We start from the raw sequence: 26,743 nt of genomic DNA, 5'->3' as shown, positions 1-26,743 counted from the left end.
TTTACGTTAGATAAAAGCAAATGATTTCTCCTATAAGGTTTGCCTTTCCGGCCTGCGCTTTGCGATCCCCTGAAATAATTTGATAATTTTCATTTTTCCCGATCCCCTCCCGCCTATTTGCAATTTGACTACTTTTGCAACCTTATCTATCTGATATGAGTGCACAACTATTTGACTTTGGCATGATTGGCTTAGGCGTTATGGGCCGGAATTTTCTGCTCAATATGGCCGACCATGGTTTTAAAGTGATCGGGTTCGACAAAGACAACCAGAAGACTTCAGCCCTGGAATCAGCCGCCACCGCGGGTACTACAGTAAAAGGCGTTGTTTCCTTACAGGATATGATCAATCAGCTGGCCGTTCCCCGTAAGATCATGATGCTTGTTCCCGCCGGAAAACCGGTTGATGATGTCATTGAAAGCCTCTTGCCCCTGGTGCAGCAAGGCGATATCATTATCGACGGTGGTAACAGTCATTATACCGATACCTTAAGACGGGTGGCTTATCTGCAGCAAAAAGGCATTCATTTCATGGGCATCGGCGTTTCAGGTGGTGAACAGGGCGCCCGTACCGGCCCCAGCATCATGCCCGGAGGCGATCCTGAAGCTTATCCGCATGTTCAACCCATGCTCGAAGCCGTTGCCGCCAAGGTTGATGCTGTTCCCTGCGTTGCCCACCTGGGCAAAGGCGCTGCGGGCCACTACGTTAAAATGGTGCACAATGGTATTGAATATGCCATCATGCAGCTGATCAGCGAGTGTTATGATCTCCTGCACCGCGGCCTGGGTTTAACAAATGATGAACTGCACGCTATTTTTGATAACTGGAACAAAGGCGAACTGCGCTCCTTTCTCATTGAAATTACAGCCGACATATTTTTACAGTCCGACGATAAAACGCCCAACCGCCTCGTTGATATGATTCTTGACAAAGCGGGGGCTAAAGGCACCGGCAAATGGACCTCTCAGGACGCCATGGACCTGGGTGTAGCCATTCCTACCATCGATATGGCAGTTACCATGCGTAATTTATCGGCCATAAAAGCAGAACGGGTACAGGCTTCCGCACTGTATCCTGCTGCCAATACCGGTTTAATAGGGTTACCCAAAGAACAATTTATCAAACAGGTACAGGATGCCCTGGTATTTGCGACCATTATCAGCTACGCGCAGGGCCTGGCATTACTGCATAAAGCGGGCACAGACCTGGATATGCAGATCCCCATGCCGCAGGTGGTAAGTGTTTGGCGCGGCGGCTGTATCATTCGATCTGTACTGCTCGAGCTTTTTGGAAACGCCTTTGCACTGAACCCTCAGTTGTCAAATTTGTTATTAGATGCTGAGATAGCCAAAATATTACAGGCCAAAGCCGCCGGTATCAGGGCAGTAGCTGCGCTGGCTATTCAGCATAGCATACCAGCCGGAGCTTTAATGAGTGCGCTGAGCTATTTTGATTCATATCGTAGCAAACAACTGCCCATTAACCTGCTGCAGGCGCAACGCGACTATTTTGGCGCGCACACTTACCAACGTATCGACCAGGAAGGAAGCTTCCATACCGAGTGGGCTAAGATCTAATTGTGCAGATTGGGATCGCGTTAAGAAATTCATGACGCCCGAAGGGCAGATTGAAGGAACGTAAAAAAGCTATTTTAATTCAGAATATGACAAACCATAAATGTCCGCCGGCCTCATTGCTATTCATTTTTGGTGGCAGTGGCGATTTAAATCAGCGTAAACTTTCTCCCGCTTTATACAACCTGTTCATCGATAACTGGATGCCTGAGAAATTCCACATCGTTGGCATCGGCAGAACGGCCTATACCGACGATAGCTTCAGGAAACATTTGCAAGATGGCATTCAACAGTTCTCCCGCCGCAAAGGCGATCAGAACGGTAAATGGCAGGAATTTCAAAAACACATCTCCTACCTGCCCATGGATGTAGGCAATGATGCCGATTATCAAAAAATTGCCGACATCGTAAAACAAAAAGAACAGGAATTCGGCGAGCATCCCAACGTTATTTTTTATATGTCGGTAGCCCCGCACCTGGTGCCGCAGATCGCCAGCAAACTGGGGCCGTTAAATATATGTCATGATACCAAATGCACCCGCATCGTGGTTGAAAAGCCATTCGGTCATGACCTCAAGAGCGCTCATGAATTAAATGAGCTGCTCACTTCAATGTTCGATGAAACGCAGATCTATCGCATCGATCACTACCTGGGTAAAGAAACGGTTCAAAACATCCTGGCGCTGCGTTTTGCCAATGCCCTGTTTGAACCCATCTGGAACAGGAATTACATCGATCACATTCAAATAACCGCGGCCGAGACCGTTGGCCTTGAAAACCGCGGCGATTATTATGAACGTTCCGGCGCCCTACGCGATATGGTGCAGAACCATATTCTGCAGCTGCTGTGTATGATCGCTATGGAAGCGCCCGTATCGTTTGATGCGAATGAGATCCGTAATAAAAAAGTAGATGTATTGAACGCGATTCGCAAATACACTAAAGAAGAAGTACATAAATATGCGGTAAGAGGTCAGTATTCAGACGGCTGGATGCAGGGGAAAAAAGTACCGGGGTATCGCAATGAAGAAAAAATTAACCCCAATTCACCTACGGATACTTTTGCGGCGGTGAAATTCTACATCGATAACTGGCGCTGGCAGGATGTGCCTTTTTATGTGCGTACCGGCAAACGCTTACATGAAAAGTCAACCATCATCACCATCCAGTTCAAACAGGCGCCCAATTTTGCCTTTCCACCGGAAGCGGCTTTAACGTGGCGGCCCAACAGGCTTACCATCAGCATTCAACCGCAAATGGATATCCGCTTACGCTTCCAGGCTAAACGCCCGGGGCAAACGATGACCCTGAACCCGGTTGATATGATCTTCAATTATAAAGACACTTATGGGGATGATGATCCCGAAGCATATGAAACCCTGTTGCTCGACGTTATGGAAGGCAACGCTACCCTGTTCATGCGCAGCGACCAGGTAGAAGCCGCCTGGAAAGTAGTGATGCCCATCCAGGAAGCCTGGGAAAGCAGAACACCGGTTGATTTTCCAAATTATTCGCCCGACAGCTGGGGACCCGAAGATGCAGAAGCACTCATCGCCCGCGATGGCCGCAACTGGATCTCTTTACCGGTAGCCCACCAGGGAGTTCAGGCGGGCGTATAAAACAGTCACCAGTTACCAGTCGCCGGTTACCGGTAACTGGTAACCGGCAACATTTCCTTTATACCGAAAGCTGGAATAAATAATCAGAACCAGAATTTAGAATTCAACATGCTCCATATATACAAGTCTCCCCAAGAACTAAGTGCCGCCCTCGCCGAGTGGATCACCCAAACTATTGAAAGCACCCTGCAGCAACGGGAGCGTTTCACCTGGGTGGTAACTGGTGGTAATTCACCCAAACAATTGTATGAATTACTGGCGGCCAGTCCTTTCAGGGAACGTATCGACTGGAGCAAAATGCATATTTTCTGGGGCGATGAGCGGGCCGTGCCCTTCACCGATAGCCGCAACAATGCAAAAATGACCTTTGAACATTTGCTGAACAAGGTACCCGTAGTACGCGAGCAGGTGCATATTATGAACACAGATCTGCCTCCGGCCGGTTCGGCAAAAGCCTATGAAGACCTGTTGCACGAATATTTTAAGGACGATGGCCCCAGCTTCGACCTGGTGCTGAATGGCATGGGCGACGATGGGCATACCTTATCGTTGTTCCCCCATACCCCAGTCATACACGAAAAACAAGCCTGGGTTCAATCATTCTACCTCGAAGCCCAGCAAATGCACCGCATCACTTTAACAGCCCCGCTTGTAAACAGGGCCCGTAAAATAGCCTTCATCACCTTCGGGGCGAACAAAGCAAATGCCCTGTATGAAGTATTAAAAGGAGCCCCAAACGCAGACCAGTTTCCTTCTCAGCTCATTCAGCCTGCCAGCGGCGAATTACACTGGTTTGTTGATGAAGCCGCCGCCAGCCGGATACAATAATCATTTAACTTTCAGCAGAATACGGTTTATAATATACCGGCAGCTTAATATTTTGGCTTCTTTTTGCCTGATTTGGATATATTTTTGCCTTAATACATAGGGGAAAAAGCAAAAAGAGCGTTTTGATATATAGTTATTGAGATGTTAACATCGAAGCCAGACGCACAAATCAGGTGTAGGGACGAAAGCTTGCCAGTTATGATCTTGCAAGCCGGGTATGCTATTGCCCTGCCATCTTCTTATGTTTACCACTGCTTATTTGGTTCAAATAATTGGTTCTCAACAGATCCAGATGTACTGTTCCCTATTATTTACCCATTTAAAACAATGACAGCATGACTAAACTCGTAACTATCATTGTTCCGGTACATAATGAAAGGGATAATGTAGCCATCATGGCCAAAACCGTTAAGCGCATATTTACAGAGCTGCCTTACCGGTATAACCTTCTTTTTGTGGATGATGGCAGCAGTGACAATACCTTGCCCGAGGTCAAAAAGCTGGCTGCACAGGATGAAAATATCCGGTACATTTCATTTTCACGCAATTTCGGCCACCAGGCCGCTATCAAGGCGGGGTTAGACAAAGCCGATGGGGACTGTGTAATTACCATGGATGGCGATATGCAACACCCACCTCATTTGATTCCGCTCCTGCTCGAAAAATGGACAGCAGGATATGATGTTGTATATACTGTTCGTAAGGAAGATAAAAACCTGCCTTTCTTAAAAAGAGCCACCTCGAACCTTTTTTACCGGGTGCTGAACTGGCTCAGCGATATACAGCTCGAAAAAGGAACTGCCGATTTCAGGTTAATGAACCGGAACGTAGTAAATGTGCTAAAGAGCCTTGAAGAGTTTGAACCCTTCTTCCGAGGGCTCGTAAAATGGGCCGGGTTTAAGCAACTGCCGGTTGAATACCAACCCGACCAGCGTAAATCAGGCGCCTCGAAATACACTTCCAAAAAAATGATCCGGTTTGCCTTACAGGGTATAACCTCATTCAGTATAAGGCCATTATATGCAGCCACCTATATTGGTTTTACATTTGCAGCATTGTCTACACTGTATATCCCATATGCGCTGTATAGCTATTACTTCGGTTATACCATCTCCGGTTGGACCTCCGTGATAGTTACCATTATATTTTTCGGCGGCCTGCAACTAATGATCCTGGGCATTATTGGTATTTACCTGGGCAAGCTGTTCATGCAAAACAAACACCGACCTGTTTACATAGTAAAAGAATCTAACATCCATGAGCCGTCAGCGATACATATTGATGAGTTTTGACGTTGAGGAATTTGATATGCCTTTGGAGTATGGTCAAAACCTCACCCTGGAAGAACAAATGGAAACCGGCTTCAAAGGGCTGGAAGCTACCATGCCCGTGATCAGCGGCGCAGACGTATCCTGTACTTTTTTTACTACCGCCAATTTTGCCAGCTGGTATCCCGCCAGCATACAGCAACTGGTGCACAAACATGAAGTAGCATCTCATACTTTCTATCATTCCCATTATAAAACCGAAGACCTTTTACAAAGCAGGCTTACCCTGGAAAGTATTACCGGCCAGCCTGTATACGGCTTAAGAATGCCGCGATTGAAAAAAGTGCCGATGGAGCATGTTATTGAAGCCGGCTACAGCTACGATTCTTCGGTAAATCCCACCTGGATACCGGGTCGATATAATGATCTTTCCCTGCCCAGAACGGTGTATTATGATAAGAATATGTTGCGTATACCGGCCACGGTAAGTCCACGCATGCGCATACCGTTGTTTTGGCTGGCTTTTAAGAATATGCCCTACAGCTTTTTTAAATACCTGGCCATTCAATCGCTGCGCAAGGACGGTTACCTGTGTTTATATTTTCATCCCTGGGAGTTTATCGACATCTGGGAATTTAAATTACCGGGTTACGCCAAAAGATGGTCAGGCGAAAAACTACAACAACGTTTATACCGCCTTATTAAAGACCTGCAAGCAGAGGGCGATTTCACCACCATGTGGCAAATGGTGACGGAAACAAAGTCATTAGCCTCCCGGCAGCTCAACCAGTCAGGAAACGCCGCCAACGCTTATAAGAAAGCGCCGATTACAAAATAACGGGGCAGGCCCATCAACTAAAAAAAGCTGTGATCATTTCATTGGTCAGCGTTCTTTCGCCTTTTGTCCAGATAGCATTGGGCGGTGGAAATTCATTGCGGTTATAGCCACCATGATTCTTGAAATCAAATACAGCATGGCAATAGCTGTCTATGATGAGTGCGCACCGCTGCCAGTCTTTTGACCAGATGATCCGGATAGTTCCCTTCCGTTGTTCATCAGGCACTTCTTCTGCATTGTAAATATGCAAGGCATCGAGGATGGTCAGCTTTCCCGTGCCCGGCTCTACATCGACGGCATAAAAATAACCGGTATCGGTATCGTCCTCAAATACAACGCCGTAATTGCTTTCATCGATCATACATTCAACGAATGTATCTTCACCCGCAGTAAAGGCCTGCTCCCTCAATAGATATCCGTTCATGCAAGAAAATTAAGAAGCAAAAGGTATTATCATTTGGCATCTACAGAGTCATATACGATCACCTTGCTCCATAAGTGTGAGTAATCTTCAACAAATTTCAGGTGAATAGGATCTACCTGGTAGCTTTGCTGATCAGCTGCATTGTCAAACATGGTAAACCAGGAAATAGCATAGGAACGGTCAATGACCTCGCGGTTGGTATCTGCCGGTTGGCCAATATGAAAGGTCTTAATGGTCTTTACTTTAGATAATTTTTGAAGACCTTCGATCAGTTTGGCGCGATCTTCCTTGCTACCGGCATTCTTTAACCAGAAATAAACGTGATGTATGAACTTATTTTCGATCATAGCGGAATCCCCTTTTTCTGCTAAGGTAACCAATCCGCCGGCAACCATCGCTTTTCCGATATTGCTGATAAATTCACGTCTTGTTGACATATAATTGGTTTTGGTAAAGCTAAGAAAAGTTTTCGGCCGCCCCCTTGCACAATTGAATGTTCAGCCGATTTAATAATGCATTAGTTAGCGTATCTGCGGAAAAGCAATGCCGGTGATCTTGCGGTATACATCTACGGCATAGAGATCGGTCATGCCCGCAATGAAATCAACCACCGATTGAATGTCGTTATACAGTTTTTTGGGATCGCCCGTAATTACAAATTGCTGCGAGATCAGCTGCAACAGCTTCTGCGATTTGGCCGACCCGGGATTGATCACGGCGGCAAAAAACTCCTGCAGCAGGCCTCCAATGACATTATACCCCGCAATTTCAATTTCCACTACCGACCGGTGGTTGTAAATATGTTCAATGGAGAACGCATCAATGGTTTTTATCAATTGCTTTTCTGTTTCAGGCAAATAATCGATCAATGCATGTTGCAAAGTTCCCTGTAATAAAGCCTCTTCATTTTGCATGAACACGGTGGTTACCCGATTCAACAACAGGTTGATCAGTTTCGCGCGCAGGAACTGCACCCTTTGGTTGTGATCGTTAATATCATTGAACACCTGCTCAACGCGTTCGCGGGCATCGTACCCTTCTTCATTATTGAAGAAGGCCAGGAACAGCTCTTTAATGGTATCTATGGAAATGATATTCAGCCGGTGCGCATCTTCAAAATCAATGATGCGGTAACAGATATCATCAGCCGCTTCTACCAGGTACACGAAAGGGTGACGGGCATAAATATTTTTGGAAGCATCCAGCTGGGGAATGCCCAGGTCCCCGGCAATATGCCTGTAGGTTTCAATTTCCGAATCAAAGAAGCCCGACTTTTTTGTTACCAGCCGTTGTTTATTAAATCCGTTGAGGGAATCAGCCGGGTATTTGATAATGGAGGCCAGCGTGGTATAGGTTAAGCGGAAACCACCCGGTGTTTTCTCATTAAAGCTATGGGTAAGGGTTCTGAAAGCATTGGCATTTCCCTCGAAAAAAAGAAAATCCCGTTGCTGGTTCTCGCTCAGCAGCTCGGAAAACTGCTGTTTTTCTGATCCCTGAAGGTTCCGGAAAAAAGTTCGAATGGCGTCTTCCCCCGAATGCCCGAATGGCGGGTTGCCAATATCGTGGGCCAGGCAACCGGCTGCAATTACGGAAGGCAATTCGTATTTGTAAAACTCCCTGAAATTGTCATCCTCATCACGATACTTCTGAGCGATGGCATCCCCTACGGCTTTGCCCAGCGAACGGCCTACAGAAGCCACTTCAAGGCTATGCGTTAAGCGATTATGCACAAACACAGGCCCGGGCAGGGGGAAGACCTGGGTCTTGTTTTGGAGCCGCCTGAAAGCCGATGAAAATATCAGCCGGTCATAATCGCGCAGAAAGGAAGTACGGATGGCATCGCTATAAGCCGTTTTATGCTCAGAACCGCTTCTTTTGGTACTGTAGAGTTGTTGCCATTTCATGGCGGCAAAAATAACCGAAAAACAGCGAGGGACCGTATTACCGGCTGCCTTTTGCAAACTGCTGGGGCTGAACCTTACACAACCAAATTTTGGTTTTAAAAACCTGTAATAATTGGTACAAACCCTTAGAATATTTACAAAACCAAACTGATTTTTGACAAAAGCTAGAAAAAATGCATGGCAGATATTATATTCAAACTGAATATTGCGTAAAAATTCAACCTATGCGTATCGTACCCTTAGTCAACAGTTTGTTTATCGTGTGTCTTTTGGCTGTAATTACCTCTTTAGTGATCATGGTAACCCGTACAGGTTATATTGATAAAGTATCCCATACCTGTTTTATACTGATGTCTACAGCCGGTTTTCTCTTACTGGCCCGTGCTGCTTTTAATTCAGACGAAGAGGGTGGAAAAGCATAAAAAAAACCTTCTGCCCATTGGCAAAAGGTTTTCGATGTGCCGTCCCGAGAATATATTAAAGCGGATACCTGTTTTCACCGGTAAGCTTTGCAGCAATACGGCGTTTGGCCTCCTTGCTGTTAAAAGGTTCAACCTTTGTAAAGCGTTTTAATCCCAGTAACATCATCCGTTGCTCGTCGCCGTCGGCGAAAGCATTGATAGCGTTTTTACCATGCTTGTTAATAATGTCGGCGGCATCGTACAACCAGGTCCTGGTGATATCCAGTTCATAGGCAACCGCTGATTCGCCTTTGCGTTCAGCCAGTTTCATTACGCGTAACAGGGCGCTTTCAGCCACGAAGGTCTGAATGGCCATATCGGCGATATGCATTAAGATCTCCTGTTCGTGTTCAATCTTCATCATCAGCTTTTGCACGGCAGCACCGGCCGTTAAGAGGATCGCCTTTTTAAAATTGGCAATTATCTTTTTCTCTTTGGCAAACGCTTCTTCATCAGCCCCACTGCCAAAATCAGGAATGCTCATTAACTCCTTTTGCACATTCATGGCGGCCGTCATCAGGTCTAAACGCCCTTTCATGGCGCGTTTCAGCACCATATCAACGGTCAGCAGACGGTTGATCTCATTGGTTCCTTCATAGATCCTGTTGATGCGGCTGTCGCGGTATGCTTTCGAAATAACATATTCATCGCTGTACCCGTTACCGCCATGGATCTGTACGCCTTCATCTACTACAAGGTCGAGCATTTCGCTGCCAAATACTTTTAACATGGCGCATTCAATAGCATACTCTTCAGCGCCGCCCAGCACAGCTTCGCTGAATGGTTTGCCGGCCGACAGCAATTCATGCTCTTTGTCGTCGACCCATTTGGCCGTACGATACAGGGCGCTTTCGCATACCCACATGGCAATGGCCATTTCAGCCAGTTTATTTTTGATAGCGCCAAAAGAAGCGATCGGTGTTTTAAACTGTTCGCGGGTATTCGCATATTGGATCGTGGTGGAAGTAGCCCGCTTGGCGCCGCCCAATGCGGCAGCAGCTAATTTGAGGCGGCCAATGTTCAGAATATTGAAGGCAATGACATGGCCTCTGCCAACCTCGCCCAAGAGGTTTTCTACCGGCACTTTGCAGTCCTGGAAATATAACTGAACGGTTGACGAACCTTTAATACCCATTTTATGCTCTTCGGCGCCCTGGGTAAAGCCTTCGAATCCTCGTTCAACTATAAAAGCAGAGAATTTATCGCCGTCGATCTTGGCAAAAACGGTATACACATCGGCAAAACCGCCATTGGTGATCCAGCATTTTTGTCCGTTCAGGAGATAATATTTTCCATCGTCGCTGAGCTTCGCTGTTGTTTTAGCGCCCAGGGCATCACTGCCGCTATTCGGTTCTGTGAGGCCATAAGCGCCTTTCCATTCACCGGTAGCGAGTTTTGGAATATATTTTTCTTTTTGCTGCTCATTGCCAAAGTACAGGATAGGCAAGGTGCCAATACCCATATGCGCAGAAACCGCCACAGAGAAAGAAAAGCCGCCGCCCAGCGCTTCACTTACCAGGTTGGAAGTAATGAAATCTTTACCCAGTCCGCCGTACTGTTCTGGTATGGAGGCGCCCAGTAAACCCTGTTCGCCGGCTTTGGTTACCAGGGAGGGCATGAGACCCGGTTCCAGTTTATCGATGCGCTCGAGAATGGGTAAAACCTCTGCGTCGAGGAAAGAAGCGCACATATCTTTAACCATCTGCTGTTCTTCGGAAAAATCTTCGGGGATGAAGGTCTCAAAGGGAGAGCTTTCTTTTATCAGCCATTCGCCACCTTTGAGTATATTATTTTGTTGTGTGGTGGTGCTCATATAACTGTGTTTATGTTGGGTAAAATATTGTTGCAATCGTTTGAAAAGCCGGTAGCTGGTAGTAAATGAATAGTAGGCTCGCGGTCCTACTTCTGTTTATTACCCCCTGCGTATGTTACTTGAGGTTATCATATACGATCTGTAGCACTTCCCGGCATACGTCTATCCTGTCTGGTGATACCCCTTCCAGCGCTTCATTGAGGGTTTCATTGGCCAGCTCCATGGTTTGCTCCTGCAGCTTCTGTGCCTGTTTGGTCAAATAGATCAGGTTCATCCTGCGGTCCGATTCAGACGATACTCTTTTCACCAACTGCAGTTTTTCCAGGTTATCTACCAGGCGGGTAATGCTGGGTTTATCCCTGAATGAAGCATTGCCTAATTCCTGCTGACTGATGCCATCCTGTTTCCATAAATGATATAACACGCTCCATTGTTCAATGGTTAAGTTAAGGTTGGCCGCGTTAAACTTCTTTTGCAAGCGCCGGGCTATAGCAGTTGATGCCTTTCCTGTGATAAAGCTGTATAATTCGCCTCTCTTGAATTGGTTGTTTGACATATAGTTGTTTATACAACTATCCAAATCTAGCAATTTCCGGCCATTTAAACAATTTTTTAGCCCACAAAATTTGATGCCGGTTAAATTTATGAGGTGCAGCCGGCGCTCCTGCGGGCTCCGTTGGGCAGCTACTAGTTTATTTTTATTTTATCGTAAGAGCAAACGATTGAAAATGAATAAACTAACAAAAAACAACCGCTGAAATATGCACAAGTTTACATGGTAATAAAAGGCTTTTTCTCTTGAAAAAAGTTCTATTCTGTTGAGGACGCAATCATTTTCATGGAACGCCATGCTGGTTTCATGCAGGCAACGGTTTCTTTGGTAAAAGAGGAAATTCTTTAGTATTGATAGTTTCCTTTCTTGAAACGGGTACGCTTTGCATGAAGGAAGTTGTTTTTCTTTCAGAAAAAGAAATGGTTTATTGAAATAAGTTTTTTCTCGCGAAAAGAGTTCTTGTTTTGTGCTCCTGTCTGTGTTTATGCAGGCACCAATTATATTAAAACCATATCAGGAGCTTTCATAAAAACGGGGTATTTCTCAGGAAGAAAGCGGTGTTTTTCTCCAAAAGGACTTTTTGCTATTGAGAAAAAACTTTTATTTCCACATGTCCTTCTTGCGTTGGCTGAACAATACATTTACGAAAACCTGGGCCAGGCATCTAAAGTACATATCCTGATCGCACAAACGATCTGATACTTTATGCGGTACGGCGGGAACCGGGTTGTTCATTAATCCCTATATTGTAACTAATTTCGAGCCTCATGCAAAAGGCCTTTCTTCCATACCGGTCATCGCAAATACATTACTGCTGGTTTGGCGCCGGGGAGAAGATCGTCCTTTGTTTGCATGGCTATGGCGAATCAAAAGAATCCTTTCTGTTCCTGGAAAAAGCGCTGTCTGCTGCATACACCGTAATAGCTATCGACCTGCCCTTCCATGGAGAGACCCAATGGCATGAGGGGCTGCTGTTTTCAACCGCAGATCTTGTAGCCATCACCCAAGCATTGCTGGTAAAACATGGTTCAGAAAAAACCCGCTTAACCCTGCTTGGTTACAGTATGGGCGGCCGCGTTGCCTTGCAATTGTTGCAACTTATTCCCGGTAAAATTGAGAAGCTGGTCTTGCTGGCGCCGGATGGATTGAAAGTGAATTTCTGGTACTGGCTCGCTACCCAAACTTTTATTGGTAACCGCCTGTTCGCCTTTACCATGAAACATCCTGCCTGGTTCTTCTCTTTGTTACAGGCAGGTAACCGGCTGCAACTGATCAATCAAAGTGTGTTGAAGTTCACCCGCTATTATATTCACGATACCCGCGTGCGCAGATTATTATATGAACGCTGGACGGGCATGCGTGCTATTAAACCCGATCTTGCATACATAAAAAAGCTAATTAAAACCCATCAGCTGCCTGTTCGCTTATTGTACGGGCAATACGACCGCATCATCAGGCATGAACGGGGAGAAAAATTTCGCAAGGGTATTGAATCTTTCTGTACGTTGCATATAATTCAGACAGGCCACCAGGTATTACAGGAAAAACATGCGTATCAGATCCTGCAATTAATACAATCTTAAAATCTATTTCCAAATCCAATTGAATGATGCCGCTTTTCTTTTTCCTGTTCTTTTTGCTGATGGTAGTATATGCAGTGCTGATAGCGTATTATCATAGTGCATGGAATAAACTTCCGGAATTTGTATTACCTGAAAGGCCGGCCGCTGTTTTCATCTCGGTGATCATTGCCGCCCGCAATGAAGAAAAGAATATTCCTCAGTTGTTACAATCATTACAGGATCAGCGATATCCGAAATCGCTGTACGAGGTCATCATCATCGACGATCATTCAACCGACAATACCTGGGCTTTATTACAGGAGCATCGTTTTGATGAGCTGCAGCTGAAAGCACTTCAACTACAGGATTATTTGGAAGACAGAAGCCCGGTAGCTTCCTACAAGAAAAAAGCCATTGAAACCGGCATTCGTACAGCGACCGGGCAATTGATCGTAACTACCGATGCCGATTGCCGTTTTGATGCCCGCTGGCTGCAGACCATGGCATCCTTCTACGAAATGAATGCAGCCAAATTCATTGCAGCGCCGGTGACCTTTTACCACAAGCACTCTTTACTATCGGTTTTCCAATCCCTTGATTTTTTAACCCTGCAGGGTATTACCGCCGCATCGGTGTATAAACGGTTTCACAGCATGTGTAATGGCGCCAACCTCGCTTATGAAAGAGCGGCATTTTACGAAGTGGGTGGTTTTAACAATATCGACGCCATTGCTTCGGGCGACGATATGCTGCTGATGCATAAAATATTCAAACAGTATCCGCAGCAGGTATATTACCTGAAAAACCGGTACGCAATAGTAACTACAGAACCTGCTGCCAACTGGAAGCAATTCTTTCATCAGCGCATTCGATGGGCCAGTAAGGCCGACCGGTACGACGATAAACGCATCTTCTGGGTCTTGCTGCTCGTATACCTGCTGAATGTATGTTTTCTCGCAGGAGCCATTGCTGCCTTCTGGAAAAGCACCTGGGCTTTTCTGGTACTGCTGTTCTTACTGGCTAAGGTGTTGATCGAATTTCCTTTTGTAAATTCCGTAGCCATCTTTTTTGGTCAGCAAAAGTTAATGAAGTACTTTCCTTTTTTACAACCCCTGCATATTGGTTATACGATCATTGCAGGCTGGTTGGGAAAATTCGGGCATTACGATTGGAAGGGAAGAAGAATTAAAAAGTAACCTATTTTAAATTAGATGACGTTCCCGGTTACAGGTTGCCAGTTTCAAAGCTCCCTGTAGCCTGCAACCTCTAACCTGTAACATAATGAACTCTGCCACCACAAGAACCACCTGGCGGCGACTTAAGCGAAACAAAGGCGCACTGATTGGTATCACCATTATTGTTCTGGCTATTCTGGTAGCTCTATTTGCTTACCTGATAGCGCCGGATGGCTCGCCCAATGCCAACAGAATGGTGGTGGAAATAGGCGGTCAAAAACCAGGTTACACCCAATTATTCCTTCAGTTACCCCGGGAAAGAAAAATACGATCTGCATCTTTTGCCACCCGCCTGCTCTTTGGTGAGGAAGACAAATACCAGTATATACCTATTCAAAGTATTCAACAGCAGAAAGACAGTATCATCATTCAGCAATATATTGATGAAGGTATTACAGAAAGAGTTGCCTTACCGCTGTATCAAACGCGGTGGCAGGAAGGCGCAGCTTCCGGCCCCTTCAAGGTCATTACTAAAAAGTTCCACCTGGGAACCGACAAATATGGCCGCGATATTCTCAGCCGCTTGCTGGTAGGCGTTCGGGTAAGTCTGGGCGTTGGTCTGGTGACCGTGCTTATTTCATTAAGTATTGGCGTATTGCTGGGTGCGCTGGCCGGTTATTTCAGGGGCCGCACCGATGATGCCATTATGTGGTTCATTAACGTTATTTGGAGCATTCCCACCCTCTTGCTTGTTTTTGCCATCACATTAATATTGGGCAAAGGTTTTTGGCAGGTGTTTGTTGCAATAGGATTAACCATGTGGGTAAGTGTGGCGCGGATCATTCGTGGGCAGGTGCTGAGCGTACGGGAGCTTGAATATGTAGAAGCGGCCAAAGCGCTCGGCTTTTCACATACCCGGATCATTACGCGGCATGTACTGCCCAATGTAATGGGCCCGGTGATGGTAGTAGCGGCTTCAAATTTTGCCTCAGCGATCGTTATTGAAGCAGGTTTGAGCTTCCTGGGGGTTGGCGTTCAGCCACCACAACCCAGCTGGGGACTTATGATCAAAGAGAACTACAATTTCATTATTACACATAACCCGATGCTGGCGCTCGCGCCCGGATTTGCCATTATGATATTGGTGCTGGCATTTAATATGCTTGGCAATGGCTTGCGCGATGCCTTACAGGTGAAGGAATAGTAAGGTTCCAGTTACCGGTTACCTGTTGCCCGGCCATTTATTGCGGGCTCGCTACCGCTTTAAGTGATCCGTTTTTGCAGACTGCGTTCCTTGTAATTATATTTCCCCGGTAACTGGTACCAGGTAACCGGTAACTGTATTTATCTTCCTTATTTTGCAGAATAGCGGTAGCTACCTTTCCATTGATTGGTATTGCAGGTCTTAGAGGTCACCAAAACATCTACAATACAGGTTGTACCCGCAGGTGTATTATTAATAGTAAAACTGTTTGAAGCTAAAGCATTATCGAGTGTAGTCGTAAAATAAGGTGTTGTATTACCTCCTTCAGTCCTTGCAGAAACGGTTATGGAAGCGCCGCTTACAGGCATGGCCTCAACATTTACAACCAAAGGAAAAGAAGTACCAGGAGCCGGGGGATCAATAGTTCCGTTAGCAGGAATGGTGGTTACTTTTATTTCTGATTCTCCACATCTGTTATTACCGCCATCATCTTTTTTCTTTTTACAACCAACGGTTACCGTGAGCGCAAGTATTGTGGCCAAACCAAACAGGACAATTTTTTTCATAAGAGGTAAAGATATTTGTTGAAAAAATACATTATATAACGCTACAGACAAACCGTTGTGTATAAATGCATACTGAAAATAGCGCCTACTGCGTAAAAACCTGCACATTACGGCTGAAGCTTTCTTCAAGGGAAATGAACGTTTCGGTTCGTTCAATTCCTTTTATCTTCTGTAATTCATCGTGTAACACAAACCGTAATTGATTAATATCTTTACATACTATTTCAGCAAACATGCTGTAATTACCTGTTGTATAATTTAACCGTACAATTTCGGGGATGCGCTGCAGTTCTTTGGCTACGGAATCATACAGGGAGCTTTTCTCAAGATATATGCCAATAAACGCAATGACGTCGTATCCGAGCGCTTTTAGGTCCACATTTAATTTTGTACCTTTGACAATACCCGCTTCCTGCAATTTTTTTATACGTACATGGATGGTACCTCCGGAAACGAAAAGCTTCTTACCCAGATCTGCATAGGAAATTTCTGCATTGTCCATCATTTCGTGGATTATCTGCAGGTCCAGTTTATCTAAATTCAATTTAGCTGCCATTTTTGCAATCGTTTTTTTACAAATTTCAACTAAGTGTGCAAATATTTATATATTGTCGAAACTTTCAAAATTTTTCTTGAATAATTTACAACAATACTGCCTATTTCTTTAATATTGCTATGAAATAGCTCTTTAAACAGCGAAATATACTGTGGGGTGATGGAACTTTGGCAGACATGCCCTCTTGTCTCGAGGGTGGGGAATACTGGTTCGCCAGGAAGGACAAATTACGCTCTTAGCGTGGCTAACTACCCCGTGGAGGTTCGAATCCTCCTCCTACAGCAGCTTTTTACACGTTTTTATCTTGTGGAGTGATGGAACTTTGGCAGACATGCCCTCTTGTCTCGGGGGTGGGGAGTTCGGGATAAACGTGGTGTAATGCCGGCTTAAGCAATTAGGCCGACTGGGGTTGACCACCACAGAATTGCGCCATGGCTAACTGCCCCGTGGAGGTTCGAATCCTCCCTCTACAGCGAATCAGGGCCTTTCCGGTGAACCGGGAAAGCTTTGTTGTTTTAATGCATGCCTGTCGTTTTTAGCTGCTAAACACCTTCTGCATTTGGCTCTTTCATTCGGATCAGTAACCCCCTTTTTGACACTTCCGTATTTTGGCTGGCGCTTTCCTTCCGATCAGTATCCCTCTTTTCGGGCGGCATTTCATTCGTCATCCGTAACCCTCTTCGCAGCCCATTCCGCATTCCAGCTGGCGCTTTCTTTCCGGATTCCTAACCGTCTTTCCAGCCCATTACGCATTCCAGCTGGCGGTTTTCCTTCCCGATCAGTATCCCCCTTTTTATCCGCTTTCCAGCCCTTACCCATCCGGTCTTTTTTCCATTCATTTTTCTCGCCTATTTTTGCCGCTTCATGGGTCAGAAAAAATTACAACGTTTTGCAGAAGTAAGCACATTCCCCAATGTGTTGCAATACCCCGAGAACATGCCGGGCAACTGGAAGAACTTTTTCCATAACAGCAACCCAATCACGCTTGAACTGGCCTGTGGCAAGGGAGAGTATGCCGTGGGTTTGGGCCGCTTGTTTCCCCAGCGCAATTTCCTGGGCGTAGACCTCAAAGGCAACCGCATTTGGGTGGGCGCCAAAAAAGCCCTGCAGGAGAACCTGGGCAATGTTGGTTTCCTGCGCACCCAGATCGACCGCATTGGCACTTATTTCGAACCGGGAGAAGTATCAGAAATATGGCTCACCTTCCCTGATCCGCAGCTAAGGACTTCCAAAGCCAGGAAAAGATTGACCCACCCCAAATTCCTGCGGCTGTATCAACAAATAATGAAACCGGGTGGTTATGTGCACCTGAAAACCGATTCGCCCAGTTTGTACCGGTTCACCAAATGGGTGATCGAGCTGTATGACCTGCCACTGATCGAGGATATTGACAATGTATATGCGAATGGACCGGTAAGCGAAGTATTGCAAATTAAAACGCATTACGAAAGCCTCGACATTGCACAGAGCAACAGGGTACATTATTTACAGTTCATGCTGCCGGCCACGCCGCTGCCGGATAAGGAAAGTGCTTTAAAAATCTTATTGCTTGAAGAAGAAGCTGACCGAAGGAGTTGATTTCTATTATAACGAACAGGGGTATATCGTGCTTACGGCTCAATACCACCTCGAAAGAGGCTATTGTTGTGGAAATGGATGCCGGCACTGCCCGTTTGAATATGTGAATGTTCCCGAGCCGCGCAAAACTCAGTTGCTCGATCAACAGAAACAAGATGGCACCTCGCAAAAAAAACAGTAAGCCCGTCAGGGAAAAACTGACCACGGTAAATCCTTCCGGCCAGAAGGATCATTCATTTTTTGAGCTGGTTTTTGAAGTGGCCCGTCAGATACCCAAAGGACGCGTTACCTCCTATGGCGCTATTGCTTCCTGCCTCGGCACCAAATTATCGGCCCGCATGGTAGGCTGGGCTATGCATGCCGCTGGTTCCGCCAAACCCAAAGTGCCCGCCCACCGGGTGGTGAACCGCAATGGCATGTTAACCGGTAAACATCATTTCAACCCGCCTTCGAAAATGGAAGAACAATTGAAGAAAGAAGGCGTGAAAGTTAAAAATGACGTGGTAGTTGATTTCAAGAAACTGTTCTGGGATCCGTCTACGGAGCTGTAACCGCAACCCGTAAACCGGTGATGGACAGTGGTGAGTCGCAAATTAACAGTCGCCCTTCGGGAATCGACCAATAACAATGACCTCGCCAGTTAAATCCTGAATTGTCAACGGTCAACAGAAGACGTCCATAGCGATCAGCAAGGGCCATCATGAAACGTCAAACTACAAACCACAAACCACAAACTAACCCCGTTGCCTTTATGCCATTTTTTACAATTCAATCATCGCCTTAATAACACCCGTTTCCGGCTTCAGCCAGCTGGCAAATTCAGTTTTTACATTATCGAACAAGACCCGGTGCGTGATATAAGTAGCTGGGTTTACCAATCCTTTCTTCATGCTTTGCATTACCAGGTCAAAATCTTCTTTGGTAGCATTGCGGCTGCTCATTAATGTAGCTTCGCGCTTATGGAATTCAGGATGTGAAAAGCTGATCTCATTCTTTTGCAAACCCACCAGTACATAACGGGCGCCATGCGCCATATACTGAAAAGCATTATTGATGGCCTTCAAACTTCCGGTGGCATCAATGACCACAGTAGGCATATCATTGCCGGTTATTTCCTGCAAACGTTTCATCACATCTTCGGTTGCAGCATTGATGGTAAAGGCCACCTGCAATTTTTCGCGGCAGAAGTTTAGCCGCTGTTCATTAATGTCCATGGCAATGACATGTGCACCTGCAATGCGGGCAAATTCCATAATGCCCAGACCAATAGGTCCGGCGCCGATCACCAGCACATATTCACCCGGTCGCACAGCCGCCCGGCGTACGCCATGCGCGCCGATCGCCAGCGGTTCAACCAGCGCCAGCTCATCATAGCTCAATCCATCACCATGCAGTAAAGAATAAGACGGAACTACGAGGTATTCGCGCATACCGCCGTCAACATGCACACCGCATACATTGATGCTTGTGCAGCAATTGGGTTTACCACTTCGGCAGGCAATACATTTTCCACAATTAAAGTATGGAATAATGGTAACGGCTTCACCCGGGGTAAAACCTGGTGCATCGCCCGATACGTATTCAGCAGCCAGTTCATGGCCCAAAATGCGGGGATAGTTGAAAAAAGGCTGCGTGCCTTCATACGCATGCAGGTCGGTGCCACAAATGCCTATGCGCTTTATCCTAAGCAGGGATTGATTTTCTTTAACCACTGGTGGCTGACCATCCTGGTAGGCCAACTGGCCCGGTGTGATACAAACTAATTGCTTCATTATATAGAATTTCTTATCGTCAATCGGGAACCTCGCATAATCGAGGCTAGTGGTGAATGGCTGACCGGGTTTATTTTCATAACTCACTAATTTTTGGCAGCACTGCCTCTTTTCCCTACCCGCAACTCTTCTACGCGCCTTTCTTAACTCAACAACTCAATAATTTATAAACTTTATCCACCGGGCAACTTAACTTACCCCTTCCAACCTTTTCACCTCTTCACTATTAAGATTCAGCAACACAATGATATTTGCTTTGCGCGGGGTGAAGATCAGGATGACCAATAAATGAAAAAGGGCCAATGCAAAGAAGGCATAGTTGCTGGTCATGATAAAACCAATACCAGCCAGTATACCCGGCGCTTCTATCATTGCCCACCACAAAATACAGGCTGTTTTATATAAAGCCATCCTCTTCTCTCCTGATTCAATGCTGTTACGCGCGGCCATCATTTTTTTCTTAAACAGCTGAAAGCCGGCCGCCAGGCATACAGTAGAGATCAAAATACAAACAACCTGGAAGGCCCTTTGTACCGATTCGTCCATGGCAGGAAAACCTTGCTTCACCAGGATCAGCGAAACAATATTAAAGGCAGCCATACCACTGAGTAAGGCAATATGCACGATCCTTAATGTTGTGAATGCGTTTTGCATAGTGAATGGTCAATGGTGAATTACTAATATCGCTGAGCCCGGCATCGCTTTCTTAATAGCCCGTTAATACAAGTTCTAGTAATACGGACTGATCATCAAATACACCAATACGCCGGTTACCGAAACGTATAACCATACGGGCCAGGTAATGCGGGCCAGTTTAACGTGTTTACCCCATTCACCTATTAACGCTCTGTAAGCGGTATATAATATAAAAGGAAGAATAATCCCTGCTAACGGAATATGAGTGCCAAGTATAATGTAGTAAAAGGTTCTTTTGGAACCAACCAATGCTTTCTCTGCTTCTGTAACGAGCCCGTCATGGTCTATATCACCAAAGCGGGTATCGCCGGCGAGTAAGTGATGGCAGATATAGGATACCAGGAAAATAACTGATAATACCAATGCGGTGATCATAATACGCTTATGCAGCAGGTATTTTCCCTGCCTGACGACCATTAATCCAGCCAGTAACAACAGGCTTACCATCGAATTTAGGATCGCATTCAACTTGGCAAACACATGCACATCGAAGCCCAGGTCAACATCCAGCTTTATGCGGCTCAGTGCGGATACAGCAACGAATACTACCAAAGAAAATATAAGGATGAGCCAATTGGCTTTTTTATCATTTTTTGCCAGAACAGGAGGAAGCATACTATGAAAATTTGGGTTCTTTAGCAGGTTTGCGGGTGATCCATACAAATAATATTACCGCCACAATAACGGCAATATAAATAGGCCACAGTCCCTTTAACTGGGCTAAAACCGGCGAAGACTCGTTCTTGTCTTTTTCCAGCATCAACAGGGTGATATCTTCTGCCAGCTTTGATAAAGCGGCCGTATCAAGGCCATCATAATAACCCCTGATAACGCCTTTTTTGTCGAGCACCACAAATTTGGAGGTATGAATAAAGTTCGAATCAACCCCTTCTCCATCCTGGAGACCAAGCTTAACCTCGTTCAGTGCAAAATCATAGATGGCTTTTTTAGGTCCGGTGAGCATCCACCATACATCGGGGTTTACGCCAAAATGATCGGCGTATCTTTTTAAAGCGGCCACCGAATCCCTTTCTGGATCTACACTGAACGATACAAAATGAACAAATGAAGTGTCGATCCTTTTCCTTACATCTTTCATCTTCAGGGCGTCCTGCAGGCCCTTCATATTCTTAGTAAGAAAGGGGCAAATGGAAGGACAATGGGTGAAGAAGTAATCGGCTACTACAATCTTACCACGCAGGTCATGTAGTGATACAGAATCACCCAGCTGATTTGTAAGCCTGATATCGGCCACCTGGTGCCAGATGGTATCGCTTACTTTTTTACCGTTCTTAACCGTTTCAACGATATCGTCGGGATAGTAACGCGGCGGCATATGAATGGCATCGCGGCTTACACCCTTTACAATAAAGTAGCTGAGAAGCGGCAATATGATTGCTATACACAGTCCTAATAATGCTTTCTGACTCACGATCTTTTCTTTTGCTGCGCAAAGTTACCGCACGAGGCAATGCCATGCAGCTTTTTATTTGAATATAACACATTTATGTATTTCCCATTTGAAGCCTTTTCGTGCCCGCTTCAAGGATGGTTTATAATTGCTTGTCCATTAACCGGTTCTGCCAAAAGCAAAGAACCACCGCTGAAGCAGCGATGGTTCTTTTTTATATCACATTTAGCAGTAAAGTCGATTAATGTAACTTACCAGGCTCCTGGGTTCCGCCGTCATGCTTTTCTTCACCATGACCATGCGGTTTTGGCGCCGGGGCTTTTTCCTTGCTGTGGTCTAAATAATGTCTGTCGTAGGTATTACGCAGGTTCTTGTAAGAATTTCCATCCCACAAAAAGGCGGTAATGAACCAGATGAACAGCAGCGCAGGAATAGAAATGGTGAGGATCATATTCCTGATCTCATGACGCAAGTGCATGAATTCAGCAATAATGAAAAATGCCTTGGCCAATGTAAGCACGATGAATACCCCATTGAGCATGTACTTTACCAGCTCGGGATTTGAGAACGACATAGAGTAATAGCCGATAGCCAGTACAAGCTCAAATAAAGTTATGTATAGAAGGATGCGGAAAGTTCTCCAGATCGCTTTTCTGTCGAAAGTATGCTGCTCGTCGTGAGGGTGGTGATGTTCTGCTGCATGTGCGTTTGCCATAATCACAATATTATATGTAAATCAATAAACTGTCTACAATGTACGTCCTGAAGTTGAATCCATCAACTAGAACAGGTAAAAACAGGTAAATACAAATACCCATACCAGGTCAACGAAGTGCCAGTAGAGACCAGCTTTCTCGATCATCAGGTAATGGCCTCTTCTGTCAAACACCCCTTTCCAGGTCATGATGAACATGATGATGTTGATCACAACACCCGACAATACGTGAAAACCGTGGAAACCGGTGATGGTAAAGAAGAAATTGGTGAAGTTGGTAGAAGCTTGCGTACCGTCGATATTCGGGAACGGATTAGAACCCCACCAGGCGCCCTGGTGATAAAGGTGCGTCCACTCCCATGCCTGGCAACCCAGGAAAGCAGCACCACCGAGGATGGTCCAGCCTAACCATTTCAATACGCCTTTTCTATCCATTTCATGGCCAGCGCCTACAGCCAGTACCATGGTTACCGAACTCATGATCAGAATAAAGGTCATCAAGCTCACGAATGCCAGGGGAATATTCATTTCACCAATGACGGGGAAAGACCTGAACACGTGGTTGGGATCGGGCCATGAATTGGTTGAAAACCGGATGGTACCGTACGAAATCAAGAATGCGCCAAAAGTAAAAGCATCACTCATCAAAAAATACCACATCATCAGCTTTCCATACTCCACTTTAAATGGACTCTTTCCTCCTGACCACATGCTTTGATTAGCCGTTGCTACTTGTGCCATGTTGCTATTTTAGTATTAGTAGTTCTGCAATTATAATTTAAACAAAAAGAACACGAATAAATAAACCCATAACAGGTCTACAAAATGCCAGTAGGTGCTCATTACTTCTACCGGTACTGAATTATAATTCCTGATGCGCGCGCTGAATGCCTTAATGAACATCACGATCAATGCAATGATGCCACCCAATACGTGCACCGCGTGCAATCCGAAAATAACATATAAGAACTGGCCTGCGCCGGTTGATCCTTTCATTTTGGTGCCGGCTTCCCACAACTGCGAAAACCCGATCAGCTGCATGGCAATAAAGGCCAACCCCAATATCATTGTAACCGTTAACAAGCGGCGGTACTGTTGCATACTGCGTTCCTTGAACGATTTCAGGCCCCATTGCATAGTAAAGCTGCTGATCAGCATAACAGCTGTTGAATAATAAAAGAGCTGCGGCATTTGCACGGTGGTAAAACCAGCCATACTGCCTTTTACAATATAGGCACTGGTTAAACCGGCAAACATCATAATGATGCTGCCTATGCCTATCCACAAGGTGAATTTGTGGGGATGTATTTTTTTTCGTTGCGTACTCACTGCTTCGGTCATCACTGTTTTTAAATTTTATGTTTCGTCATTATGAATCGGCCCTTCCTGCCTCATCAATTTTTCAACTAGCCTAGTTTATCTGCCAAAAGCGCCAAAAGAACCACCGGCAGATAGATATAACTTGTAAACATTACCCGGCGCGCTGCCTTCTTTTCCATTTCACGATACAACCTGATGCTTTGCCAAAGCATGTAGAGGTTAGCGGCCAATACGATCCAAAAGCTGATCATGCCACTCATTCCAACCAGGTAAGGCAGTGTTCCAACCGGAATCAATACCAATGAGTAGATGATCGATTGAACGGCGGAATACTTCGTGGGGCCTTCCACAGATGGCATCAGTTTAAAACCGGCATTCGAGTAATCCTTGTGCGCGATCCAGGCTATTGCCCAGAAGTGCGGGAACTGCCAGAAAAACTGGATGGCAAAAAGCACCCAACCGCCTGCGCTTAGCTCATCCTGTCCTGCGGCCCAGCCAATTAAACAGGGCAAAGCACCTGGTACAGCACCTAACAATACTGATACTGCGCTCACTTTCTTTAAGGGCGTATACATATAGGCGTACACAAACCAGCTGAACAGGGCCAGCCCGGCAGAAAGCCAGTTAAAGAAATAGCCCAGGATGAATAATCCGGCGGCAACAGCAATGATGGCAAATGCCCAGGCTTCAGCCGGTTGCATTCTTCCGGCGGCCACAGGCCTTTTGGAAGTGCGCAACATCATCGCATCGGTATCTTTTTCTACTACCTGGTTTACAGCATTGGCGCTGCCGGTTACCAGCAGGCCACCTATAAACAAGAGGATAATATGCAGCCAGTCGTATTCAACAACTTTCGGCGCCAGCAGGTAACTGATAACAGCAGAGAATACGACCATGAAGCTGAGGCTGAACTTAATCAGCATCATATAATCCTTTACCTTACCGGCTATATTTAAAGAACTCTGTTGCTTCACGGTTATCTGCTGCATCTATTGTTAATAATTTAAGTGATCGATCACTTGTAGTCATTGGCACATTAGCAAATCAGCTAATTAGCATATGCTCCCATTAGTGCTTCGATTCATTCGGTCCGATCGGCTCGGTTTGAGGAATGAAATCGCGTCCATCCTTGCTATAGTCATAAGCCCAGCGATGAACTTCAGGTATTTCACCTTCCCAGTTACCGTGGCCGGGGTGGATGGGGGTAGTCCACTCCAGGGTGGTAGCATCCCATGGATTCAGGGTGGTCACTTTTCTACCCTTCCAAATGGAGTAGAAGAAGTTGAACACGAACAGCAGCTGCAATGCGAATACGATCATTGCCACTGTAGAAATGAACCTGTTCAGATCAGCGAACTGGTTGAATGAAGACCAGTTGCTGTAATCGAGGTAACGGCGGGGCATACCAGCCAGACCTTCGTAGTGCATTGGCCAGAAGATCAGGTAAGCGCCAATCAGCGTTCCCCAGAAGTGGATGTATGCCATGGTATTATTCATAAAACGGCCATACATTTTGGGGAACCAGTGGTAAATACCGGCGAACATTCCGAAAAAGGCCGATACACCCATTACTATATGGAAGTGCGCGATCACAAAATAAGTATCGTGCAGGTGAATATCCAATGTAGAGTTACCCAGGAAGATACCTGTTAAACCACCAGAGATGAATAGGCTCACAAAACCCAATGCGAACAGCATACCCGGGGTAAACTTGATATTTGCTTTCCAGATGGTAGTTAACCAGTTGAACACTTTGATGGCAGAGGGTACCGCGATCAACAGAGTCAACAGTACGAATACCGAGCCCAGGAATGGATTCAAACCGGTTACGAACATGTGGTGCGCCCAAACCAGGAAGGCAAGGATGGTGATGGCGAACAGGGAGCCCACCATGGCCATATAACCAAAGATCGGTTTGCGCGAGTTCACTGATAAGATCTCAGAGGCCATACCCATCGCAGGCAACAGGATGATGTATACCTCGGGGTGACCCAGGAACCAGAACAGGTGCTGGTACAGGATAGCGCTACCACCTTCATTAGGTAATGCCTGGTTAGTAGCGGCAATATAAATATCTGACAGGTAGAAGCTGGTGCCGGCGTGACGATCGAACAGCAACAGGATGAAACCTGATAATAATACAGGGAAAGATAAGATACCTAAAACCGCAGTAAAGAACAGGGCCCAGATGGTCAACGGCAAACGGGTCATGCTCATACCTTTGGTACGCAGGTTCAATACAGTAGAAACGTAGTTCAAACCACCGAGTAAGGAAGATACCACGAACATGGCCATAGCGGTGATCCACAGGTCCATACCGGTTTTAGAACCAGGTGAAGCATCACCCAGGGCGCTCAATGGCGGGTAGGCAGTCCAACCACCGCTGAACGGACCGGTTTGAATGAACAGGGAAGACAACATAACGATGCTACCGCCGAAGAAGAACCAGTACGACAGCATGTTCATCATGGGAGAAGCCATATCACGGGCGCCGCATTGCAGAGGGATGAGGAAGTTGGCGAATGTACCGCTCAAACCACCTGTTAATACGAAGAACACCAGGATGGTACCGTGCATGGTCACCAGGGCATAATAATTCTCAGGGGTGATCTTTCCACCTCTGGCCCAGTTGCCCAGAATATCTTCCAGCCAGGGGAAAGTCTGGTCGGGATATCCCAATTGCAAACGGAACAGCACCGACATCAAACCACCGATGATCGCCCAGATCATACCAGTGATCAGGAATTGCTTTGCAATGATCTTATGATCCTGGCTGAATATATATTTTGTAATGAACGACTGGTGGTGATGATGCGCGCCATGCTCATCGTGATGCACTTCATGCGTTGTTATTACTTCTGCGTGACCGTGACTCATTGTATCTTTTTTTGTAAGTCGTAATTAAT

The 26,743-nt window shown here is 45.9% G+C and carries 28 protein-coding genes; 12 read left to right on the top strand and 16 right to left on the bottom strand.

The window, feature by feature from the left end; all coding sequences use genetic code 11:
* The first annotated feature begins 155 nt into the window (after positions 1-155).
* The 5 genes from gnd to JT717_RS00980 all read left to right on the top strand — a co-directional run bounded on the left by gnd (position 156) and on the right by JT717_RS00980 (position 6,127).
* Entirely contained in the window at positions 156-1,577 is a 1,422-nt protein-coding gene (gene gnd, locus JT717_RS01000; RefSeq protein ID WP_205508270.1) for an NADP-dependent phosphogluconate dehydrogenase, read from the top strand.
* 86 nt (positions 1,578-1,663) lie between these two features.
* Positions 1,664-3,193 carry a glucose-6-phosphate dehydrogenase gene (gene zwf, locus JT717_RS00995; protein ID WP_205508269.1) on the top strand — a complete coding sequence of 510 codons (1,530 nt, stop codon included), beginning with the start codon at positions 1,664-1,666 and terminating at the stop codon, positions 3,191-3,193.
* Between the two features lie 108 nt (positions 3,194-3,301).
* Positions 3,302-4,021: a 6-phosphogluconolactonase gene (gene pgl, locus JT717_RS00990; RefSeq protein WP_205508267.1), complete on the top strand. Its 720-nt coding sequence runs from the start codon at positions 3,302-3,304 to the stop codon at positions 4,019-4,021.
* Between the two features lie 335 nt (positions 4,022-4,356).
* The gene (locus JT717_RS00985; RefSeq protein ID WP_205508266.1) at positions 4,357-5,313 is read left to right on the top strand and encodes a glycosyltransferase family 2 protein; all 957 of its coding nucleotides are present in this window, start codon (positions 4,357-4,359) and stop codon (positions 5,311-5,313) included.
* On the top strand, positions 5,279-6,127 hold the full coding sequence (locus JT717_RS00980; protein WP_205508265.1) for a polysaccharide deacetylase family protein: 849 nt from the start codon (positions 5,279-5,281) through the stop codon (positions 6,125-6,127). Before JT717_RS00985 ends, JT717_RS00980 begins: the two co-directional genes overlap by 35 nt.
* A 13-nt stretch (positions 6,128-6,140) precedes the next feature.
* On the opposite strand, the gene JT717_RS00975 is transcribed toward JT717_RS00980, so the two are convergent.
* The 3 genes from JT717_RS00975 to JT717_RS00965 form a co-directional block, all read right to left on the bottom strand.
* Complete coding sequence (locus JT717_RS00975) at positions 6,141-6,551, bottom strand: DUF2251 domain-containing protein (RefSeq protein ID WP_205508264.1); 411 nt, start codon at positions 6,549-6,551, stop codon at positions 6,141-6,143.
* A 29-nt stretch (positions 6,552-6,580) separates the two neighbouring features.
* A complete protein-coding gene (locus tag JT717_RS00970) occupies positions 6,581-6,988 on the bottom strand; it encodes a Dabb family protein (RefSeq protein ID WP_205508263.1) in 408 nt (135 codons plus the stop codon).
* Between the two features lie 84 nt (positions 6,989-7,072).
* Complete coding sequence (locus tag JT717_RS00965; RefSeq protein WP_205508262.1) at positions 7,073-8,455, bottom strand: deoxyguanosinetriphosphate triphosphohydrolase; 1,383 nt, start codon at positions 8,453-8,455, stop codon at positions 7,073-7,075.
* 224 nt (positions 8,456-8,679) lie between these two features.
* Here JT717_RS00965 and JT717_RS00960 point away from each other — a divergent pair, with 224 nt between their 5' ends.
* Positions 8,680-8,877: a hypothetical protein gene (locus tag JT717_RS00960; RefSeq protein ID WP_205508261.1), complete on the top strand. Its 198-nt coding sequence runs from the start codon at positions 8,680-8,682 to the stop codon at positions 8,875-8,877.
* Between the two features lie 55 nt (positions 8,878-8,932).
* Here the strand turns inward: JT717_RS00960 and JT717_RS00955 are convergent, their stop codons facing one another.
* Both JT717_RS00955 and JT717_RS00950 read right to left on the bottom strand, forming a co-directional pair.
* A complete protein-coding gene (locus JT717_RS00955; RefSeq protein WP_205508260.1) occupies positions 8,933-10,729 on the bottom strand; it encodes an acyl-CoA dehydrogenase FadE in 1,797 nt (598 codons plus the stop codon).
* A 115-nt stretch (positions 10,730-10,844) separates the two neighbouring features.
* Entirely contained in the window at positions 10,845-11,285 is a 441-nt protein-coding gene (locus tag JT717_RS00950; RefSeq protein ID WP_205508258.1) for a MarR family winged helix-turn-helix transcriptional regulator, read from the bottom strand.
* Positions 11,286-12,049: 764 nt separating this feature from the next.
* Here JT717_RS00950 and JT717_RS00945 point away from each other — a divergent pair.
* The 3 genes from JT717_RS00945 to JT717_RS00935 all read left to right on the top strand — a co-directional run bounded on the left by JT717_RS00945 (position 12,050) and on the right by JT717_RS00935 (position 15,223).
* Positions 12,050-12,865, top strand: coding sequence for an alpha/beta fold hydrolase (locus JT717_RS00945; RefSeq protein ID WP_205508256.1), 816 nt, complete (start codon positions 12,050-12,052; stop codon positions 12,863-12,865).
* A 23-nt stretch (positions 12,866-12,888) separates the two neighbouring features.
* A complete protein-coding gene (locus JT717_RS00940; protein ID WP_205508254.1) occupies positions 12,889-14,040 on the top strand; it encodes a glycosyltransferase in 1,152 nt (383 codons plus the stop codon).
* A gap of 85 nt (positions 14,041-14,125) precedes the next feature.
* The gene (locus JT717_RS00935; RefSeq protein ID WP_205508253.1) at positions 14,126-15,223 is read left to right on the top strand and encodes an ABC transporter permease; all 1,098 of its coding nucleotides are present in this window, start codon (positions 14,126-14,128) and stop codon (positions 15,221-15,223) included.
* 149 nt (positions 15,224-15,372) lie between these two features.
* Here JT717_RS00935 and JT717_RS00930 read toward each other — a convergent pair whose 3' ends face one another.
* Both JT717_RS00930 and JT717_RS00925 read right to left on the bottom strand, forming a co-directional pair.
* Positions 15,373-15,789, bottom strand: coding sequence for a hypothetical protein (locus JT717_RS00930; protein WP_205508251.1), 417 nt, complete (start codon positions 15,787-15,789; stop codon positions 15,373-15,375).
* A gap of 85 nt (positions 15,790-15,874) precedes the next feature.
* Positions 15,875-16,345 carry an Lrp/AsnC ligand binding domain-containing protein gene (locus JT717_RS00925; RefSeq protein ID WP_205508249.1) on the bottom strand — a complete coding sequence of 157 codons (471 nt, stop codon included), beginning with the start codon at positions 16,343-16,345 and terminating at the stop codon, positions 15,875-15,877.
* A gap of 864 nt (positions 16,346-17,209) precedes the next feature.
* On the opposite strand from JT717_RS00925, the gene trmB reads away from it, so the two are divergent.
* The 3 genes from trmB to JT717_RS00910 are packed head-to-tail and all read left to right on the top strand — an operon-like array spanning position 17,210 to position 18,474.
* Positions 17,210-17,923 (top strand): tRNA (guanosine(46)-N7)-methyltransferase TrmB, encoded by a 714-nt coding sequence (gene trmB / locus JT717_RS00920; protein ID WP_205508247.1) that lies wholly within the window; start codon positions 17,210-17,212, stop codon positions 17,921-17,923.
* Positions 17,895-18,104 (top strand): C1orf53 family protein, encoded by a 210-nt coding sequence (locus JT717_RS00915; RefSeq protein WP_205508245.1) that lies wholly within the window; start codon positions 17,895-17,897, stop codon positions 18,102-18,104. The genes trmB and JT717_RS00915 overlap by 29 nt, the downstream gene beginning before the upstream one ends.
* Positions 18,079-18,474, top strand: a complete 396-nt coding sequence (locus JT717_RS00910) for an MGMT family protein (RefSeq protein ID WP_205508244.1) — start codon at positions 18,079-18,081, stop codon at positions 18,472-18,474. Before JT717_RS00915 ends, JT717_RS00910 begins: the two co-directional genes overlap by 26 nt.
* A 210-nt stretch (positions 18,475-18,684) precedes the next feature.
* On the opposite strand, the gene JT717_RS00905 is transcribed toward JT717_RS00910, so the two are convergent.
* From JT717_RS00905 to JT717_RS00865, 9 genes are all read right to left on the bottom strand, one after another.
* Positions 18,685-19,695: a zinc-binding alcohol dehydrogenase family protein gene (locus tag JT717_RS00905; RefSeq protein ID WP_205508243.1), complete on the bottom strand. Its 1,011-nt coding sequence runs from the start codon at positions 19,693-19,695 to the stop codon at positions 18,685-18,687.
* 189 nt (positions 19,696-19,884) lie between these two features.
* On the bottom strand, positions 19,885-20,349 hold the full coding sequence (locus tag JT717_RS00900; RefSeq protein WP_205508242.1) for a hypothetical protein: 465 nt from the start codon (positions 20,347-20,349) through the stop codon (positions 19,885-19,887).
* Between the two features lie 75 nt (positions 20,350-20,424).
* Complete coding sequence (locus tag JT717_RS00895) at positions 20,425-21,006, bottom strand: DUF420 domain-containing protein (protein WP_205508241.1); 582 nt, start codon at positions 21,004-21,006, stop codon at positions 20,425-20,427.
* 1 nt (position 21,007) lies between these two features.
* Positions 21,008-21,823 (bottom strand): SCO family protein, encoded by an 816-nt coding sequence (locus JT717_RS00890; RefSeq protein ID WP_205508240.1) that lies wholly within the window; start codon positions 21,821-21,823, stop codon positions 21,008-21,010.
* Between the two features lie 220 nt (positions 21,824-22,043).
* On the bottom strand, positions 22,044-22,517 hold the full coding sequence (locus JT717_RS00885; RefSeq protein ID WP_205508239.1) for a cytochrome C oxidase subunit IV family protein: 474 nt from the start codon (positions 22,515-22,517) through the stop codon (positions 22,044-22,046).
* A 66-nt stretch (positions 22,518-22,583) separates the two neighbouring features.
* A complete protein-coding gene (locus tag JT717_RS00880) occupies positions 22,584-23,258 on the bottom strand; it encodes a cytochrome c oxidase subunit 3 (RefSeq protein ID WP_205508237.1) in 675 nt (224 codons plus the stop codon).
* A 30-nt stretch (positions 23,259-23,288) separates the two neighbouring features.
* A complete protein-coding gene (locus JT717_RS00875) occupies positions 23,289-23,858 on the bottom strand; it encodes a cytochrome c oxidase subunit 3 (RefSeq protein WP_205508236.1) in 570 nt (189 codons plus the stop codon).
* A gap of 65 nt (positions 23,859-23,923) precedes the next feature.
* A complete protein-coding gene (gene cyoE / locus JT717_RS00870; RefSeq protein ID WP_205508234.1) occupies positions 23,924-24,826 on the bottom strand; it encodes a heme o synthase in 903 nt (300 codons plus the stop codon).
* A gap of 79 nt (positions 24,827-24,905) precedes the next feature.
* Positions 24,906-26,714, bottom strand: coding sequence for a cytochrome c oxidase subunit I (locus JT717_RS00865; RefSeq protein ID WP_205508232.1), 1,809 nt, complete (start codon positions 26,712-26,714; stop codon positions 24,906-24,908).
* Positions 26,715-26,743 lie beyond the last annotated feature (29 nt).

Source organism: Longitalea arenae (assembly GCF_016924755.1).
Lineage (GTDB): Bacteria > Bacteroidota > Bacteroidia > Chitinophagales > Chitinophagaceae > Niastella > Niastella arenae.
The sequence above is the reverse complement of the archived record's forward strand: the minus strand, read 5'-3'. Positions and strand labels throughout refer to the sequence as shown.

Coding starts and splice junctions, on each gene's coding strand:
- JT717_RS00975 (WP_205508264.1), bottom strand. CDS start 6,551: ATGAACGGATATCTATTGAGGGAGCAGGCCTTTACTGCGGGTGAAGAT.
- JT717_RS00885 (WP_205508239.1), bottom strand. CDS start 22,517: ATGGCAAACGCACATGCAGCAGAACATCACCACCCTCACGACGAGCAG.
- JT717_RS00930 (WP_205508251.1), bottom strand. CDS start 15,789: ATGAAAAAAATTGTCCTGTTTGGTTTGGCCACAATACTTGCGCTCACG.
- JT717_RS00965 (WP_205508262.1), bottom strand. CDS start 8,455: ATGAAATGGCAACAACTCTACAGTACCAAAAGAAGCGGTTCTGAGCAT.
- JT717_RS00925 (WP_205508249.1), bottom strand. CDS start 16,345: ATGGCAGCTAAATTGAATTTAGATAAACTGGACCTGCAGATAATCCAC.
- JT717_RS00875 (WP_205508236.1), bottom strand. CDS start 23,858: ATGACCGAAGCAGTGAGTACGCAACGAAAAAAAATACATCCCCACAAA.
- JT717_RS00900 (WP_205508242.1), bottom strand. CDS start 20,349: ATGCAAAACGCATTCACAACATTAAGGATCGTGCATATTGCCTTACTC.
- JT717_RS00980 (WP_205508265.1), top strand. CDS start 5,279: ATGAGCCGTCAGCGATACATATTGATGAGTTTTGACGTTGAGGAATTT.
- JT717_RS00985 (WP_205508266.1), top strand. CDS start 4,357: ATGACTAAACTCGTAACTATCATTGTTCCGGTACATAATGAAAGGGAT.
- JT717_RS00940 (WP_205508254.1), top strand. CDS start 12,889: ATGATGCCGCTTTTCTTTTTCCTGTTCTTTTTGCTGATGGTAGTATAT.
- zwf (WP_205508269.1), top strand. CDS start 1,664: ATGACAAACCATAAATGTCCGCCGGCCTCATTGCTATTCATTTTTGGT.
- JT717_RS00945 (WP_205508256.1), top strand. CDS start 12,050: ATGCAAAAGGCCTTTCTTCCATACCGGTCATCGCAAATACATTACTGC.
- JT717_RS00960 (WP_205508261.1), top strand. CDS start 8,680: ATGCGTATCGTACCCTTAGTCAACAGTTTGTTTATCGTGTGTCTTTTG.
- JT717_RS00910 (WP_205508244.1), top strand. CDS start 18,079: ATGGCACCTCGCAAAAAAAACAGTAAGCCCGTCAGGGAAAAACTGACC.
- JT717_RS00970 (WP_205508263.1), bottom strand. CDS start 6,988: ATGTCAACAAGACGTGAATTTATCAGCAATATCGGAAAAGCGATGGTT.
- pgl (WP_205508267.1), top strand. CDS start 3,302: ATGCTCCATATATACAAGTCTCCCCAAGAACTAAGTGCCGCCCTCGCC.
- JT717_RS00905 (WP_205508243.1), bottom strand. CDS start 19,695: ATGAAGCAATTAGTTTGTATCACACCGGGCCAGTTGGCCTACCAGGAT.
- cyoE (WP_205508234.1), bottom strand. CDS start 24,826: ATGCAGCAGATAACCGTGAAGCAACAGAGTTCTTTAAATATAGCCGGT.
- JT717_RS00880 (WP_205508237.1), bottom strand. CDS start 23,258: ATGGCACAAGTAGCAACGGCTAATCAAAGCATGTGGTCAGGAGGAAAG.
- gnd (WP_205508270.1), top strand. CDS start 156: ATGAGTGCACAACTATTTGACTTTGGCATGATTGGCTTAGGCGTTATG.
- JT717_RS00895 (WP_205508241.1), bottom strand. CDS start 21,006: ATGCTTCCTCCTGTTCTGGCAAAAAATGATAAAAAAGCCAATTGGCTC.
- JT717_RS00935 (WP_205508253.1), top strand. CDS start 14,126: ATGAACTCTGCCACCACAAGAACCACCTGGCGGCGACTTAAGCGAAAC.
- JT717_RS00955 (WP_205508260.1), bottom strand. CDS start 10,729: ATGAGCACCACCACACAACAAAATAATATACTCAAAGGTGGCGAATGG.
- JT717_RS00865 (WP_205508232.1), bottom strand. CDS start 26,714: ATGAGTCACGGTCACGCAGAAGTAATAACAACGCATGAAGTGCATCAC.
- JT717_RS00950 (WP_205508258.1), bottom strand. CDS start 11,285: ATGTCAAACAACCAATTCAAGAGAGGCGAATTATACAGCTTTATCACA.
- trmB (WP_205508247.1), top strand. CDS start 17,210: ATGGGTCAGAAAAAATTACAACGTTTTGCAGAAGTAAGCACATTCCCC.